This window comes from Pseudomonas sp. S3_B11, from assembly GCF_054667715.1.
The window spans coordinates 2,973,510-2,990,759 of record NZ_CP162749.1 but is presented as its reverse complement, the minus strand read 5'-3'; the positions used below and the strand labels follow the sequence as shown (position 1 = coordinate 2,990,759).

Here is a 17,250-nt window from a genome sequence, read left to right as displayed (position 1 = left end):
AGCCTGCCATCGCGTTGAGCCAGCTTGCCGACCCTGCCGTACTGCAACCTTTGCTGAGCCGGTTTGCCCTGCGTTACCCGGGGGTGAACCGCGCCGCCGTGGTCTCGCAGTGGTCGATGAACTACATGAGTATTGTCCTGCCGGCCACCCTGGCCTGCGTGCTGACGCGTCATTGCGCCATCGAGTTCTGGGGCGAAGACGCGCTGCTGCTGCACGACGACGGTCAACCTGCGGCGCTGGGCCTGGCCACCGGGCTGTCGGCCTTGGGTGCGGATGATCGTGCCGCGTACTGGTCGCGATTGATCCACGAGCACCTGGCGCCGCTGTTCAGCACCTTGGCCGCCGCTGGTGGCCTGGCTCCGAAGATATTGTGGGGCAACTTCGTCGCCATCTGGGATGGCGCGTTCGCCAGGCTGGACCCGGACCTGTCCAGGGACGGCTTCGCCGAGGCGCACCAGTGGCTGGAACACGTCACGGTGAACAACGGACGCTTGAAGCTGCGAGGCCTGCAACGCATGGTCGAATCACCGGCGCCGCAGATTTGCCCGTGCTTGCCCCTGCGCCGGCATTGCTGCCTGCATTACCAGCTGCATGAGCCGGTCGAAGGCCAACCGCCAGTGCTCTGCGAATCCTGCCCCAAGCTGCACCGCCTGCCGGTGGCGGAGCAGGTGAGCTACCTGCGTTACATCTATGAGTAGGGGGGAGCGCGTCGTTTTCTTTTGGGTGGGTTGGACTGGGTTGGATTGGATTGGATTGGATTGGGTGCATATCCGTTGCTGCGGTAACGGCTGCTTAGGGTTCCGCCCTGACGGCGGCTCACTTTTGAAAAGCCCGGGAGCCGGCCCAGTCAAAAGTAAGCAAAACGCATGTGTCCCACCACTCGGTGCCTCGCTAGGGCTCGGCATGCCCTCACTCCGGCATTGCTCCGTGGGCCCACTCCACAATGCCTGCGTTCGGCCATCGTGGTTAACGGGGCGTCCGAGATCAACGTCCACGCCGAGGCGGCCTTATAGCCGACCTGGTTCTCCCGGTCATACACCCATCAGAACTGTGGGAGCAAAGCTTGCTCGCGATGGCGGTGGCTCAGTCGCATGGATGTTGGGTTTGCTGGCCTCATCGCGAGCAAGCTTTGCTCCCACAGGTGATCTTGGGGGTTCATGAGTTCTGTGTTCACTGCGGCCCATTGTGGGAGCGAGCCTGCTCGCGATAGCCGTGGCGCAGTCACATAGATGCTGGACATGCCCCGCTTTTGCTTTGCTTTAGATCTTGATCTGAGAGCCCCGTTAAACCACGCTGGCCGGAGTGAGGGCATGCCGAGCCCTAGCGAGGCACCGAGTGGTGGGGCAAAGCGTTTTTGGTTACTTTTGGCTGGTCCGGCTCCCGGCTCTTCCAAAAGTGACCCGCCGTCAGGGCGGAACCGCCAGCCGCCGTTACCGCAGCAACGGATATACACACCATCCGTCCGGAAAAAAGGCGAGTAGCTTTATCAAAAAAACGACGCTTTCCATTTCTGAAAGAAGCGCCGTAAGTGAACAGCATTACCCACAATGTTCAGGGCTTCCTCAAGACAGCATTTCGGCCACGGGCATCGCATCAGCCTGCGGGGCGACTTCGCTGAGCTTGCCATGTTCGATGCGGATCAGCCGGTCGGCCAGGCCGAAGTAGGCGTCGTCATGGGAAATGACGATCAGTAATTTGCCGCGCTTGCGCAGGTCCGGCAGGATCCGGGTGTAGAAAAAGTGCTTGAACACCGGGTCCTGGTCGGCGGCCCATTCGTCGAACAGGTAGCAGGGGCGATCATCCAGGTACGCGCTGAGCAGCGCCAGGCGCTTGCGTTGCCCGGTGGACAGCGCAAGCGTCGTCAGCTTGCCTTCCTCGATTTTCACCTTGTGGTCCAGTTGCAAGTGCACCAGGTAGTCCTGGGCCTGTTTCACCAGGTGTGGATCGTCGCCATCGAACAGGTTTTCGAACAGGCAGAAGTCGGTGAAGATCGCCGAGAAGTGCTGTCGGTAATGGTGGTTGTCATTGCTCGAAGACACTTGCTCGTCGAGCATGATGTCGCCGCTTTCCGGCCGGTACAGCCCGGTCAGCAACAAGGCCAGGGTCGTCTTGCCGCTGCCGTTGCCGCCGGTGATGAACACCACTTCGCCGGCATTGAGGGTGAGGTCGATGGGGCCCAGGGTGAAATGACCGTCCTCGCGCTCGCGGTAATAGGTGTGAGTGACCTGGCGGCACACCAGGCTGCGAACCTGGGTTGGCGAGATCGTGTCGAGGGCCTCGTCGGCGGTTTGCATCTCGCCTTCCAGGGCGCGGATCTTGTTCAGCGCCACGCTGGCCCGGCCGAGGGTCGGCAAGGCGTGCATCAGTTCCGACAGCGGCGTGATCATGTAGAGGATCGCCAGGATATAGCCGGTGACCAGGCTCACGCCCAGCTCGATGAAGTGCGGCGCGGCGAACAGCACCACGCCGATCAGCATGTAGAACACCGCATTGCCCCAGTTCAGGACCAGGGCGTAGATGCTCATGCCCCGGACAAAATCGCGGCGATATTGCTGGCTCACCGGTATCAGCAGGCGGGTGAAGAAGTGCTGCCGGCGCGGATGGTTGAGTTGCAGTTCCTTGCTGCCATCGGTGAGCAGGCGGTATTGATTGAACAACTGGTCCTTGAGCTCGCGAGCGCGGGATATCGAGGTCAGTGCCCGGCGTTGCGGCCAGTGAAAGCTCAGGCTGCCGAGGGCGATCAGCAGTAGCGTCAGGCCCAGCAGCGGCATGCTGAGCCAGCCCAGGTAGCCCAGGCACGCGACGATGATCCCGACGTTGACCAGCAGGATCGGCACCAACTCCACCGCTTGGCTGATGGTTTGCGTATCGTCGGTGAGCATTGCTAGCAGGCGATGTTTGCCCAGGCGCTGCAATTGCGCGTAGGGCGTGTCGATCAGCTTGGCGCTCAGGTGCAGGCGCATGTCGTTGACCGCGGCCTGGCCCAGGCGCAGCAGGCTGATGTCGGAGACTATCCGCGATACCGCGACCAACACCACCAGGCCGGCGAAGAGCAGGCCATCCACTGGGCGCAGTTTATCGAACACCTCCAGGCTGTGGTTGATGTTGGCGATCAGGCCGGCCGCTGCGAGGCCGCAGGTCAGCCCCGTCAGGGTCGCCACCAGCAGTGCGCGCCATGAGCGTTTAGCCATGAGTAACAACAGATCCATTTCAAACCGCTCCGTGTGTAGCAATGGCCGTGAGGCGCGCCGCCAATTGTTCATGCAAGGCGCGTTGCTCAAGGATGGTGAGGTGTTGTGCGGCGATGACCTCGCGGGTCAACGGCCCGCTGCTCAAGCGTTCCCACTGCGGATCGGCGAAGTCAGGCTGGGCGAGGGTGTCGCTGGCCCACCAGACATGCACCGGGCAACTTAGCCGGGCAGGCTGGAAAGTCGCCAGCAGATGCTGCGTATGCTGCTGGTAGCGCAGCCGCGTTTGCAAATGCTCCCAACTGTCGCCATCGAGTTGCAGGCCTTGTTGCCGTGCCCACTGGACCAGTTCCGGCAGGCGTGCCGCTGGAGGCAGGGCGTCCAGTTGCGCCAGCAAAGCGGCCATGATCGGCGGCGGCAACTGGCGCAACACTGCCTGGCTGTCCGGTGTCACTGCTTGGGAAGCCGATTCCAGCAGTGCTTCGACACTGTCTTCCGGCGCCTGATGCTGGTATTGCGAGTCGATGATACCGAGAAACGCCACTTCTTCACCCTGGCTTTCCAGGCGAGCGGCCGCGGCAATCGCGAGCAGGCCGCCGAGGGAAAAGCCCAGCAGGTGATAAGGCCCCTGCGGTTGCCGCTGGCGCAGGTGTTCGACATAAAGCGCGCCGAGGCTCTCGATATCGCCGCCCAGCGCTGTGCTGTCGTCGCTCAGGTACGCCGCCTGCAAGCCCCACAGATGCCAGCCCGAAAGCGGCGCCAGCAGCGTGCGGTAATCCTGCACGTGACCGGTGGATGGGTGGAAGCAGAACAGGTTGGCGGCCTCAACGGTGTTGGGCGCCGACAGCCGGACCAGCGGCGAGAGCTTGAGCTCGGCCTGTACCAGCGCCGCAAACGCCGAGACGCTCGGGGCGTTGAACACCGCATTGACCGTCACCGGTGCCGAAAGCGCGGTCTGCAAGCGACTGGCAAGGGTCACTGCTGCCAGGGAGTGACCGCCCAGCTCGAAGAAGTCATCGTCGATGCCCACCCGCTCCAGGCCCAGCACCTGCGCCCAGACGTCGGCGAGCAGGGCTTCCAGCGGTGTGCGCGGCAAGGCGCTGCCGACTGTGTCGAGAACTTTATCGGCCCATTGCTGCAGGGTCTTGCGGTCGAGCTTGCCATTGCCCATCAGTGGCAATGCTTCGACGATCCGCAGGGTGGGCAGCATGTAGTCCGGCAAGCAATCCTGGGCCTGGCCGTGCAGCCGGGCGACCGTGGTCGAGTGCCCGGGCGCCAGGGTCATGAACGCGAACAGTTGCTGGCCGAGCTCGCCCCGGGGGATGCATTCCACGGCAGCCTGGGCTACACCGGGAAGGCCGGTCATCTGCGCCTGGATCTCGTCGAGTTCCACACGGAAACCGCGGATTTTCACCTGGCGGTCTGCGCGTCCGGTGATTTCCAGGCTGCCGTCATGGCGATAGCGGGCCAGATCGCCGGTGCGATAGAGGCGTTCGCCAGGCAGTTGCGCCAGTTCGATAAAACGCCCGGCGTTTTGTTGCGTGTCCAGATAACCGCGGGCCAGTTGCGGGCCGGCGATATACAGCTCGGCGCTCTGGCCGGGGGCGGCCAGCGCTTGCTGCTCGTCGAGCAGGTACAGACGCATGCCGTCGAGACGGTCGCTCAGCGGCAGGCGGCGATAATCCATGGTCGGCTCGGCTTTGTGCATCACCACGCCAACGGTGGTTTCGGTCGGGCCGTAATGGTTGAAGACCGCCAGCGTCGGCGCGAGGTCGCGAATGCTTTGCAACAGGCGCCGCGAACAGCTTTCGCCACCGAGGATCAATTGCTTGCGTGGCAACACGGCAGCGCTTTGGGCGTGAATCAACCAGGCGTCGAGCAACGACGGCACGATCTTCAGGTGGTCGATCGGGTACCGCGCCTGCCAGGCAGCCCAGGCCTGGGCGTCCATCGCCGTTTCCTTGTCCAGCAGGTGCAATTCGCCGCCGCTGAGCAGTGCCGGGAACAGCAACGTGTAGCCCAGGTCGGCCGCCAGGGAAGTGACCACCGCACTGCGTTCGCCGGGTGCCAGCGCCAGGCGGCGGGACACGCTGGCGACATAACTGGCGAGCTGCCAATGCTCGACGATAACGCCTTTGGGTGTGCCGGTGCTGCCGGAGGTGAACAGCACGTAAGCCGCGTCCTGGGCTTGGATCTCGACGTCGACTGGCGTGGTGGGTGCTTGCTGCCAGGTCGCTTCATCCCGCAGGTCGAGGCTGCCGATGGCGGGCAACGCAGGGGCGCTGCCGGCCGAACCACTCAGGATGAAGACCGGCTGCGCCTGTTGCAGGATGGCCAGGGAGCGCTGTGCCGGCTGATGCACGTCCAGGGGAACGAACGCCGCGCCGCTCTTGAGCACGGCGAGCATGGCCAGGACCATCTGCGAAGAGCGATCCAGGTACAAGGCGACGCGGTCTTCGCGACCCACGCCTTGAGCGCGCAGGTAATGCGCCAGTTGGCTGCTGCGGGCCTGCAATTGGGCGTAGCTCAGTGGCCCGCAGTGGTCGCGCAGAGCCAAGCGCTCGGGGAACTGCGAAGCACACGCATCGAAGCTCGCCGGCACGCTGCTAAACGGCAGCGCCGCGACGTCGACTGGCGCCTGCAGGGCGGCCAGCGTCGCGGTGAAACTCGGCGACTGCAATGACAGCTCGGCCAAGGGCTTGCCCGGGTTGGCGAGGGCATCGAGCAGCAGCGATTGGAACTGCTCCAGCAAGATCAGGGCGGCTTGCTCGCTGTAGCGGCTCGGCAGGTGGCAGAGGTTCAGGCGATAGCCGCCAGCGGTGGTTTCGGCCACCAGCAGCAACTCCATGCCCGCGGGGATGGCCTGTGCGTCCAGCACGGTGAGCGTCGATGCCAGGCTGCCCAAAGTGTCGAGCCGATCGGGCAACTGCCCACCCCACTGGAAACCGTACTGCGAGGCGTCGCCCGGCTGTGCAGCGCTGACGCCGCAGTATTCCTGCCATTCCGTGGCTTGTTCGCAGAGCACCTGCAGGTTCGCCAGCGCCTGGGCAAAATGGCTGTCCGCCGCCGGTTGCCAGCGCAGGGGCAGGGGCTTGGCGAACAAGCCCCAGCAGTCGGCGAGTTCTTCATAGTCGTCGCGGCAATCGTGGACCCAGTTCAAGGTCAGTGCCGGGCTGTCGCCGGTACTCAGGCGCTGCAACAGCACGCCCCAGGCCGTTATAAAGACCTGCTCGGGTGATGCGTCGTGACGCTGGCAAAAGCTGTCCAGGGCCATGCTCAACGACGGGTTGGCGTCCAGGCGAGTGGTGACCGGGGCGTCGGGGCGGTCGCTGCGTACCTGGCGGTAGAGCAATTCGCTAGCGGCCGGCTCGTCCAGGGCCTGGCTGGCCCAGAAGCGTCGGCCAGTCTCGGCGTCTTCATCGGCCTGCAATTCGTAGAGCCAGGCGCTGTACTGGGTATAGGTCATGGCCTCGTCATCCACCGATGGCGCATCGGTCGAGGCCAAAGCCTGTGCCAGGCGCAGTAACGTCCCGCGATCGGCGCTCAGTGCCGGCAATTGCAGCGTCACCCGGTGGCGATCGGCGCCGATTGCTTGCACCTCGACGTTGAAGGCGTTCGCGGCCATGACGGCGGATTCGATCACTTGCAATGGCATCAGCAAGCCAGGCTCAGGCCGCACCTGCAGGCGCAGGGCCTCGTGGCAGGCGCTCAGGGCGACGAGTCGTTGCTGCAGACGTTCCAGGGCCAACGGACCTTTTATTTCCAGTTCCAGGCGCGCCGGTGGCAACCCCGCCAACCACTGGCTGCGTTGTTGGGGCGAGAGGGCGAAGGCTTCTTCACGTTTTTCGAAGGCGCTCATGCCTGCACCTCCGCAGCCGGCGACGGCTGTGCTTCGGGCAGGCAGCCGGTCAATTGTTCGCGACGCATCATCTGGCCCATGGCGACACAGATCTTGCGCTCGCCCTCGAAGGGGTCCCGGGCATGGGCCACCAACATATTGTCCAGCATCACCATGTCACCCTTTTGCCAACTGAAACGTACTGCGCAGTCTTCATAAGCTTCGCCGATCACTTGCATCACCGCGTCTTCGATCACGCTGCCGTCGCCGTAGTACACGTTGCGGGGCAGGTGCCCGGGGCCGAACAGGCTGATCAGGTTGCTGCGCACTTCCGGCTCCAGGCAGGCGGTGTGGTGCAGTTGCACCTGGTTGAAGAACGACAGTTCACCGGTCTCGGGATGCGCGACGATGGCCGGGCAATGCTGGGCGATCCGCAGGTTGTCGGTCCCCAGCCATTCCCAGCGCATGCCCGACGCCAGGCATTGGCGCTCGACTTCCTCGCGCTGTTCGGTCTTGAAGAAGTCCTGCCAGCGTACATCCAGCTTGTCGGTGAAGTGCCGCACATAAAGCAGCCCCAGGGCCTTGAAGCGAGCGACGATGTCCTCGGGCAAGCGCGCCAACACTTTCCGGCAATCGACGATGGGCGTGCAGCCGCCGCGCGGTGCCGGCGTTTCGCAATAGAACCACTGCTTGCGTGGCCACTGCGGCAGATGGGAGCTCTCGTTGTGGAAGAGAATCATGTGCTGTTCCGGGTACGGCGTGGAGTGGTAGATGTTCTTGCCCGAGGTGTTTTTCGGCAGGTCGCCGTAGGTCCCGTAGAGGTCGGGTTCGATGGCCTGGGCGAATTGTTCGAAAGCGCCAGCGTCCGGCAGGTTGAAACCCCGGAACAGCAGGCCACCGTGGGTCAACAACTGGGCATTGATCCATTCCCGGGCTTGCAGCGCCCAGTGCACCGGGTCCAGGTCGCCGAGCAACGGCTCGATCACCAATGGCAAGGCCTGCCCGGCGTTGAGGGTGCGGGCACGGACCTGCTCGTGGGCCACCTGGCTCACGGCGGTTGCACGAGTCTGCTTGAGCTTGCTCAGTTTCGACTGCTTGCGCGCGCTACGGGCCGAGGCGTCGTCGAGCGGCAAATCAGGCGTGGCGCCAGCGTTGCTGCCTTCAAGGCGCCACGACCACAGGTCCAGCGCCTGCGCCGGGGCCGCGACGAGCTGCTTCAGCAGGTGCTCGAAGCCTTGTTCGAGGCGCTGGACGGTCTGCGCCTGCAACACGCTGGTGCGATACACCCAGCGCACGTTCAGGCCTTGTTCCTCGTCCTCTTCGACGAACACAGCGAGGTCGAACTTGCTGCTTTCCTGGGGCGATACCAAGTGCTCCACCTCAAGGTCCGGCAGGCTGGCATTGCCGCTGGGTGTGTTCTGCATGACGAACAGCACCTGGACCAGTGGGTTGACCCCCGGCGTACGCGGCGGCTGCAACTCCTCGACCAGTTTGTCGAACGGCACCTGCTGGTGCTGGAACGCCGACAGGCAATCCTCGCGCAAGCGTTGCAGGCGGACGTCAAAGGTTTCGCCCTCGCTCAGGCGGGCACGGATCGGCAACACGTTGACGAAGAAGCCGATGAGGTGTTCCAGGGCCGGATGTTCGCGGTTGGCCAGGTCGGTGCCGACGATGAAGTCGTTGGCCCCGGTGGCGCGCTGCAACAGGCTGTTGAAGGCATTGAGCAAGACCATGAACAGCGTCGCCCGTTGCGCTTGCGCATAGGCCTTGAGCACCTGCGTCTGGGCCGCGGTGAAGCGTTGCTCCAGCGCCGCGCCCTGGTAGTCGGGGCGCGCCGGGCGTGGCTGGTCAAGCGGCAGCGGGATCAGCGTTGGCGCGCCGTCGAGCTGGCGGCGCCAATAGTCGATGGCCCTTGCCAGCAGGCGCTGTTGCGCTTCGCTGCGTTGCCAGTAGGCATAGTCGGCGAACTGGATCGGCAGCACCGGCAGCACCGGTGTCGAGCCGCTGGTACGGGCCTGGTACCCGACGATCAGCTCCTGCATCAGGATGCCCATGGACCAGGCGTCGGTGGCGATGTGATGCAGCACCAGTTGCAGCACATGATCATCGGCCCCCAGGCGCAGCAGGTTGGCGCGCAGCATTGGTGCCTGTTGCAGATCGAACGGGCGAGCGGCCTGTTCAGAGATCAGGCGTTGCAGGGTTGGCGCCTGCTGCTTGCTGTCGAGGTGACTCAGCTCGGTCGGCGTCAAGTCCACCACAGGCGCCGGGCTGATGACCTGGCAAGGCTGGTCGCCGTGGAGGTGGAACGCCGTGCGCAAGGATTCATGGCGCTCGAAGACTGCCTGCAACGCCGCTTGCAGCGCTGCGATGTCCAGCGCGCCACGCAGCCTGACGGTGGTGGTCATGTTGTAGGCGGCGCTGGGGCCTTCGAAGCGATCCAGGAACCACAACCGTTGCTGGCTGTAGGACAGCGGCAACGGCTGGTTGCGCGGCGCCAGGGTCATCTCGCTGTCGCTGTCGGCTTCGGTCTGGGCGTTGCGCTGCTGATCGACCGCTTCGGCCAATTGTTCGAGGGTGCCGCGCTCGAACAGCGTGCGCAGTGGCAGGTTCACGTTCAACCGTCGACGAATCCGCGACAACACCTGGGTGGCCAGCAGCGAGTGACCGCCGATGGCGAAGAAGTCGTCATGCACACCGACATCGTCCAGGCCAAGGATTTCCTGCCAGAGTTCGGCGAGCACTGTCTCGGTTGGCGTACGCGGTGCGATGCCTTGCGCCTGCGCTGTCTCGTCCTGGGGCACATCCAGGGCGGCGAGGGCGCGGCGGTCGACCTTGCCATTGGCGTTCAGCGGCAATTGCGCAAGGGCCAGCCAACGGGCCGGGACCATGTAGCTTGCCAGTTGCTGGCCCAGGTAAGCGCTCAAGACCTGTTGCGCGGACTCACCGCCCAGGTCGACCGCTTCGTCGAGCACATACCAAGCCACCAGTTGCAACGCACCGCGGGCGTCGGGCAGCGCCAGCACCGCCGCGCTGTCCACCGCCGGGTGTTGCATCAGGCGGTTTTCGATCTCGCCCAGTTCAATGCGGTGGCCACGGATCTTCACTTGCTGGTCGCGACGGCCGAGGTACTCGATCACGCCGTCGGCGCGCATCCGGCCGATGTCACCGCTGCGATACAGGCGCGCATCGGCCTGGAACGGGTGCGGCACAAAGGCTTCGCGGGTACGTTGCGGGTCGCGCAGGTAGCCGCGACCTACGCCGACACCGCCGATGCACAACTCGCCGGGTACGCCGATGGGGACCATGCGCAGCGCCGAGTCGAGGACGAACACCTGGTTATTGGCGGTCGGCTTGCCGATGGGCATGTGCAGGCAGTCGTCGGCCGGGGCTTGGGTGATGGGGTAGAAGGCGACGTCGTCCGAGCATTCGGCGGGTCCGTAGGCGTTCATCAACGGGATGGCCGGGAAGCGTGCGAACCAGTCCCGCGCCAGGGCCGGTGGCAATGCCTCACCGGTAGGCAGGAGCCAGCGCAGGCTCGCCAGGCTGTGGTGCGCCTGGCTTTCCTGGAGCATGCCGCGAATCAGCGCCGGTACGGTTTCCAGCAGCGTCAGTTGCTGTTCTTGAACCGCATCGAGCAAGGCCACAGGGTCGTGGGCCTGGGCATCGGGAAGAATGTGCACGGTGGCGCCGAACAGCGGTGCGGCGAGGAATTGCCACACACTGATATCGAACGCCGCCGAAGCCGTCTGGGCAATCCGGTCGTGCTCACCCAGGCCCAGGCTCGGGACCTTGCCGAACATGTTGTTGAGCATGCCGCGTTGTTCGACCATCACACCTTTGGGCGTGCCGGTGGAACCGGAGGTGAAGATCACGTAGGCCAGTTGATCCGGGTTGTGCACATAGCTGACCGGCGGCTGTTCGCGGCCTTGCCAGAGTGCCTGGGCGATCAGGCAGGTGGGTTGCTGGCGCATCTGCGGCAGGACGTTGTCCAGTGCCGAGGTCGCGTGCTCGCACACCAGCAACAGCGGCGCTTCGCCCAGGGCCAGCAGCTCCGCCAGGCGGGCATGAGGCTGTTGGATATCCAACGCCTGGAACGCGGCGCCGGCCTTGAGCGTGGCGATCATCATCGTCAGCAAGGCCAGGCCACGCTCAGCGAACAGCGCCACCAGGGTTTCCGGGCCGGCCCCGGCGGCTTGCAGCGCATGGGCGATGGCGTTGGCGCGGCGATCCAGTTCGGCGTAGGTCAGCGATTGTCCCCGGCATACCGCGGCCAAGTGCTGCGGGCGGCTGCGCACTTGTTCAGCGAACAGCGCCGCATAGCCGCGCTCCAGTGGGAAGTCGACGTCGCTGCGGTTGCAGTCGATCTGCAACTGCCGGCGTTCCGCCTCGGGCAGCATGTGCAGGCTGCCCAGGGGCGCCTGCGGTGCCTCCAGCATGCCCGAAAGCAACTGCACCAGGTGCCCGAGCATGCGCTGCACGGTGTCAGTGCTGAAACGCATGCTGTCGTAGGACAAGCGAATGCCCAGGCGGTCGCCGGGGTACAACACCACCGTCATCGGGAAGTTGGTGTGGACCCGGTCTTCGTAGATGTCGATGCTGAAGGCATCCAGTTGCACGCTGCTGATATCCAGTGGCGCGTTCTCGAACACCACCAGGCTGTCGAACAACTGCTGGCCGCGCGGCACTTGGCTGCAACGCTGAATGTCCACCAGCGACGCGCTTTCGTGTTCGCGCAATTGCGCGTTGTGGGACAGCAGCGCCTGCAACCAGTCGGCCACTGGCGCTTGTGGGTCGACATCGATGCGCAGTGGCAAGCTGTTGATGAACAGCCCGACCATTTCTTCTACACCGGCGAGGTCAGTCGGGCGGCCGGCGACGGTCACGCCGAACAGCACGTCGCGGTTGCCGCTGTAGCGCGACAGCAACAGCGCCCAGGCGCCCTGAATCCAGGTGTTGGGGGTCAGTTGGTATTGCTGGCATAGCTGCTGCAGACGCTGGGTCTGGGCGATGCTCAGGGTCTGGTCGAAGTCGCCGACCTGTTCCGGCGCCTGTTCCGGGCCGGCTGCGGGGCTGTCCACATGCAGTGGCGTCGGCTCGCTGAAACCGGCCATTTCGGCTTGCCAGAACGCGTGTGCGGCGGCCATGTCATGGCGTTCCAGCCAGCTCATGTAGCCGCGGAACGAGCGCAAGCGCGGACGGGCCACAGGTTCCTGGCGCACGATGGCCTGGTAGATCGCCAGCAGGTCTTCCATCAGCAGGCCGAAGCACCAGGCGTCGGTCAGGATGTGATGGAAGCTGCGCACCACGGCGAAGCGTCGCTCGTCGAGTTGGAACACCCGTAGGTGGGTCAGTGGCGCAGCGGCCATGTCGAAACCTTGCAGGCGTTGTGCTTCGAGGGCCTGGTCCATGGCCAGGCGCTGCTGTTCTTCGTCGAGATGACGCAGGTCCTGCCAGTCGAACGCCGGGTGGGTCTGGCGGTACACGCATTGCAGCGGCTCATGGTCGTCCTGCCACCAGAAGGCGGTCCGCATCATCGGATGGCGCTCGAGGAACAACTGCCACGCAGCTTCCATCGCCGGGCGTTGCAATACCCCGTCCCAGCTGTAGCGTTGTTGCATCAGGTAGATGCCGCTGTGGGGTTGCAACAGCGTGTGCAGGAGCATGCCTTGTTGCATCGACGACAACGGGTAGACGTCTTCGATGTTCAACCAGTCCAGCGGCTCGGCCGCCAGGGTCGCCGCTTGCTTGTGGCACAGTGGAAACGCCTGGCTGGCAGGGCGCAGGTCCGGTGTGGCGACGAGTCCGGCGAGTTCGCTCAAGCGTTGAGCAAGGCGCGGTGCCCAGTCGGCGGCGAGGGTGCCCTGGCTGCGCAGGTGCAGGCAGTCATCCTGCCACCAGGCGTCCAGGGTCAGTGGGCAAGGCGAGGCCGCCGACGGGCTCGCGGCTTCGACCTGGGCCAGGATGCCGCGCTCTTCGCGATGGCTGTCGAGGTTGCCCAGCCAGCGAATGGCGACCGAGGCCGTCGGCAGGTCACGCAGCGGTTCTTGCAGGTAGGTGTTGTCCGACAGGTAGCGCAGGGCGCCATAGTCGACGCCGTGTTGCGGGTAGGCGCGCATCTGCGCGGCCAGTGCCTGCAAGCGTTGCAGCAGGCTGTCGCCTTCGGGCTGAAGGAAATAAGGCACCGCCAGTGCCAAGGGCCCGATGATGCGTGCCGGGTCGAGGTCGGCCACGGCAATCGGCGCCGCGACCGGCAAGCGCTCGACACTCGGCCGGGCGCCGTGCACGCTCAGCGCGATCAGGCCATTGCCGCACAGTTCACGGTACTGTTCGGCCACGGCTGCGGCCAACAGGCTGTTCCAGTCCAGTTGCAGCACTTCGCCCAGGCGCTTGAGCTCGCCTGAGGTGGCGGCCGCCAGGGTCTGTTCGATCACGCTGGCCGGCTGCTGGCTGTCAGGCAGTTGCAGCGGTTCCAGACCGGCGTATTGCAGCCAGTGCTCCCAGGCGTCGTCCAGGGCATCGCCCTGTGCGTGAGCTTGCTGGTGCCGTGTCCACTGGGTGAAGTCACCACCGGCGTAGGACAGGCGCACCGGCCGCTGATAACGCAGTTGCGCCAAGGCCAGGTTGAGGTCAGTCAGCAGCAGCGACCAGGAGGCTTCGTCCAGGCACAGCGGATGAGCGGCCAGCAGCAGGGCGTGCTTGCCGCCCACTTCCAGCAAGCTGGCGTGCAGGGTTTGGCCGGCGTCCAAGTCCAGCGCATCGACACCGGCCTGGGCCAGGGCTTGCAGTTGCGCCGGGGCGCAGGTCTCCAGTTTTTCGGTGGTGATGACCGGGGCCTTGGTCGCGACCAGCACCCGTTGCTGCCACTCGCCCTCCGGCAGGGCCTTGAGCGCCAGGCGCAAGGCCTGGTGGTGTTGCTGCAAAGCGGCGATGGCCTGGCTCAGCAGCTCGCTGTCGATCGCCTGGGTCAGCGCCACGCAACGCCAAGTCGCGTGCAACGGCCCTTGTTGCAAGCGCGCCAGTTGACCGGCGGCCAGCGGCAGTTCATAGCCATCGGCAATGTCTTGTGCCACACCCTGGCTGGCATCGGCGCCCAGCACCCGGGCGATGTCGGCGATGGTGCGGTTTTCGAAGAGCTGGCGGGGCGTGAGTTTCAGCCCTTGCTGGTTGGCGCGGGCGATGATCTGCAAGTTGATGATCGAGTCGCCGCCCAGGGCGAAGAAGTTGTCATGCACGCCGACACGCTCAAGCTTCAGCACCTCCTGCCAGATGGCGGCCAGTTGCGCTTCGACTTCATTGCGCGGGGCAACGTGGGTGGCGCTGTCGTCCGTGGGCTTTTGCGGGAGCGGCAGGCGCTGGACATCGACCTTGCCGTTACGGGTCAGGGGCAGTTCGTCGAGGGTGATGAAGTGCGCCGGCACCATGTAGTCCGGCACCCGCGCTGCGAGGTCGTTACGCAGTTTCGTGGCGGACAGCGACTGGCTGGCGACCAGGTAGGCCACCAGGCGCAGGCTGCCGTCCAGTTCCACAGCGCGGACCAGCGCCTGTTCGATCAGCGGCGACAGGCGTTTGAGCTGCGCCTCTACTTCGCCCAGCTCCAGGCGGTTGCCACGGATCTTGACCTGGCTGTCGACCCGACCGAGGAACGCCAATTGGCCGTCCACTTGCCAGCGCACGCGGTCGCCCGTGCGGTACCAGCGTTGTTGATCCGCGTCGAGGTGGAAGCGCTCGGCGGTCAGGTCCGGGCGGTGCAGGTAACCCCGGGCCAGGGCGCCGTTGATCAGCAGCTCACCGGACACCCCGGTGGGCACCAGCCGACCGTTGGCATCCACCACTTGCAATCGGCGGTTCGGCAGCGGCCGGCCGAGGGCGATGCTGTGCAGGCCTGCCGGCAGTTCGGTGGCAATCGCCCCGACTGTCGCTTCACTCGGCCCATAGTGGTTGAACACCCTGAGCCCTGGGGCCAGGCGGTTGACCTGCTCCAGCAGCGCCGGGCCGAGGGCGTCGCCACCGAAGACCAGCAGGGCGCGCGGCAACAGGCGGGCGTCGGGAAGCGCCTGCAACAGACCGGCCAGGTGGCTTGGGGTGATCTTCAGCACATCCACCGGGTGTTGCTCGAAGAGTTCGGCCAGCGCCAGGGGGCTGAAACCGCTGTCTTCATCCACCAGCAACAGGCTGGCGCCGCTGCACAGGGCGCCGAACAGCTGGGTGTGGCCGAGGTCGGCGGCAATGCTCGACAGCAAGCCGTAACGGGCCGCCAGCGGTGGATTGAGTACTGCGTGCACCGCCGTCAGGTAGTCGACGATGGACTGGTGCTCGACCACCACACCCTTGGGGGTGCCGGTGGAGCCCGAGGTGTAGATCACGTAGGCGGCGTCAGTCGGGCTGTGGGCCACGGTCGGGGGCATGTCTGGCTGGGAGGCGATGGTCTCGGCCTGTTCCGCCAGCCACAGCGTCGGCGTGTGCTCGGCCAGGCCCTTGAGCAGGGGCGAGGCGGACGCGCCGATCAGCAGTGCGGCGCGGCTGTCCACCAGCACATCGGCCAGGCGCCCGGCGGGCTGCTTGAGGTCCAGCGGCAGATAGGCGGCGCCGGCCTTGAGGGTGGCCAGCAGGGCAATCACGAACTCGGCGCTGCGTTCCAGGGCCAGTGCCACGACGCTGTCGTGGTCGATGCCCTGGGCGCGCAAATACTGGCTGAGGCGGTTGGCCTGCTGGTCCAGTTCACGGTAGGTCAGGGCGACCTGACGGTCGCGGACCGCCAGGTGTTCCGGGTGAGCGGCCACCTGTTGTTCGAAGCGCTGGTGCAGGCACGCCTCAGGCACCGGCAGTTGCACGCCGCGACCCTGCACGAGCAGTTGCTGGCGTTCTTCAGGGCTCAGCCATTCAAGCTCGCTGACCCGGCACTGCGCTTGCGCCGTCATCGCCAACAGGATGGCGCGCAATTGTGCCGACAACACCGCGACCTCGGCATCGCTGAAGCGACTGCGGTCGTAGCTGATCAGGTAGTGCAATTGTTTGTCCGGCACCACGATCAGCGACAGCGGGAAGTGGTTGCGGCCTTGGGTGAGGGTAATGCCGTCGACCTGCCGGTCGCTGCTCGGGGCACTGAAGCTCAAGCCGCCGGTGTCCTGGTTGAGCGCGTCGGTGACCGGGAAGTTCTCGAACACCAGGATCGAGTCGAACAGCGCCTGTTCAGCAGCGATGCGCGTCATCGACTTGAGCTTGCCCAGCGGCAGGTAGGCGTGGTGACGCAGATCGCTGTTGGCTTGCTGCAAGTGTTGCAGCCAGGTCACCAGCGTCGGCTCGTCAGCCCATTGCACACGCAGCGGCAATGTATTGATGAACAGCCCGACGGTGCTGTCCACTGCCGCCAGGCTCTCCGGACGTCCGGCGACGGTGACGCCATAGACCACGTCGTCACGCCCGGCGTGTTGGCCCAGCAGCAGTGCCCAGGCGCCCTGGATCAGCGTATTGATGGTCAGATCGTTCTGGCGGGCGAAGTGCGCCAGTTGCTCGGTTTCGCTGGCCGCCAGCAGACTTTCCCGTTCGGCGAACGGCGCTCCTGCCGGTGCCGCCTGGCGTACGGCGAAGGTGGGCAGCGGGGTCGGCTCGCTGACGTCCTGCAACTGCTCGCGCCAGAAGCCTTCGGTGGCGACCATGTCCTGTTCCGCCAGCCAGGCGATGTAGTCCCGATAAGGGCGGGTCGGCGCGAGGTCGGCGGGGCGGCCATGGGCTTGTTCGTAGTACAGCGCCAGCCACTCCTGGACGGCGATGCCGACGCTCCAGCCGTCCATGAGGATGTGATGGAAGGTCCAGATCAGGTGCCAGCGCTCGGGGGCCAGGCGCACCAGGCACACGCGCATCAGCGGCGAGTCATTCAGCTCCAGGGGTTGCGCCCGCTGCTCCAGTGCCAACTGCTCCAGCGCGGCCTGTGGCTCGGCGCGGTCTTGCCAGTCCAGTTCGGTCAGGGGCAGGGCGACTTCCTGTTGCACCACCTGATAGGCATCGTCCAGTTCTTCCCAGAGAAACGCACTGCGCAGCACCGCGTGGCGCTGCATCAGCGCCTGCCAGGCAGCGCGAAACGCGTTCAGTTGCAGCGGGCCGTTCATGTCCAGGCTCAATTGCTGGTAATAAACCCGCGAATCCGGTTCATAGACGCTGTGGAACAACAGGCCGTGCTGGGTCGGCGAAAGGGAGTAGATGTCTTCGATGTTGTTCATGCTTGCT

General features: G+C 65.1%; 4 protein-coding genes. 1 reads left to right on the top strand and 3 read right to left on the bottom strand.

Annotated elements, in window-relative coordinates; all coding sequences use genetic code 11:
* Nucleotides 1-14: 14 nt before the first annotated feature.
* On the top strand, nt 15-698 hold the full coding sequence (fhuF, locus tag AB4O22_RS13525; RefSeq protein ID WP_013693066.1) for a siderophore-iron reductase FhuF: 684 nt from the start codon (nt 15-17) through the stop codon (nt 696-698).
* Between the two features lie 864 nt (nt 699-1,562).
* Here fhuF and AB4O22_RS13520 read toward each other — a convergent pair.
* The 3 genes from AB4O22_RS13520 to AB4O22_RS13510 are packed head-to-tail and all read right to left on the bottom strand — an operon-like array spanning nt 1,563 to nt 17,243.
* Complete coding sequence (locus AB4O22_RS13520) at nt 1,563-3,209, bottom strand: cyclic peptide export ABC transporter (protein ID WP_223471712.1); 1,647 nt, start codon at nt 3,207-3,209, stop codon at nt 1,563-1,565.
* Nucleotide 3,210: 1 nt separating this feature from the next.
* The gene (locus AB4O22_RS13515) at nt 3,211-7,047 is read right to left on the bottom strand and encodes a non-ribosomal peptide synthetase (protein ID WP_460096479.1); all 3,837 of its coding nucleotides are present in this window, start codon (nt 7,045-7,047) and stop codon (nt 3,211-3,213) included.
* Nucleotides 7,044-17,243 carry an amino acid adenylation domain-containing protein gene (locus AB4O22_RS13510; RefSeq protein ID WP_460096478.1) on the bottom strand — a complete coding sequence of 3,400 codons (10,200 nt, stop codon included), beginning with the start codon at nt 17,241-17,243 and terminating at the stop codon, nt 7,044-7,046. The genes AB4O22_RS13515 and AB4O22_RS13510 overlap by 4 nt, the downstream gene beginning before the upstream one ends.
* Between the last annotated feature and the right edge of the window lie 7 nt (nt 17,244-17,250).

Coding starts and splice junctions, on each gene's coding strand:
- AB4O22_RS13520 (WP_223471712.1), bottom strand. CDS start 3,209: ATGGATCTGTTGTTACTCATGGCTAAACGCTCATGGCGCGCACTGCTG.
- AB4O22_RS13515 (WP_460096479.1), bottom strand. CDS start 7,047: ATGAGCGCCTTCGAAAAACGTGAAGAAGCCTTCGCCCTCTCGCCCCAA.
- AB4O22_RS13510 (WP_460096478.1), bottom strand. CDS start 17,243: ATGAACAACATCGAAGACATCTACTCCCTTTCGCCGACCCAGCACGGC.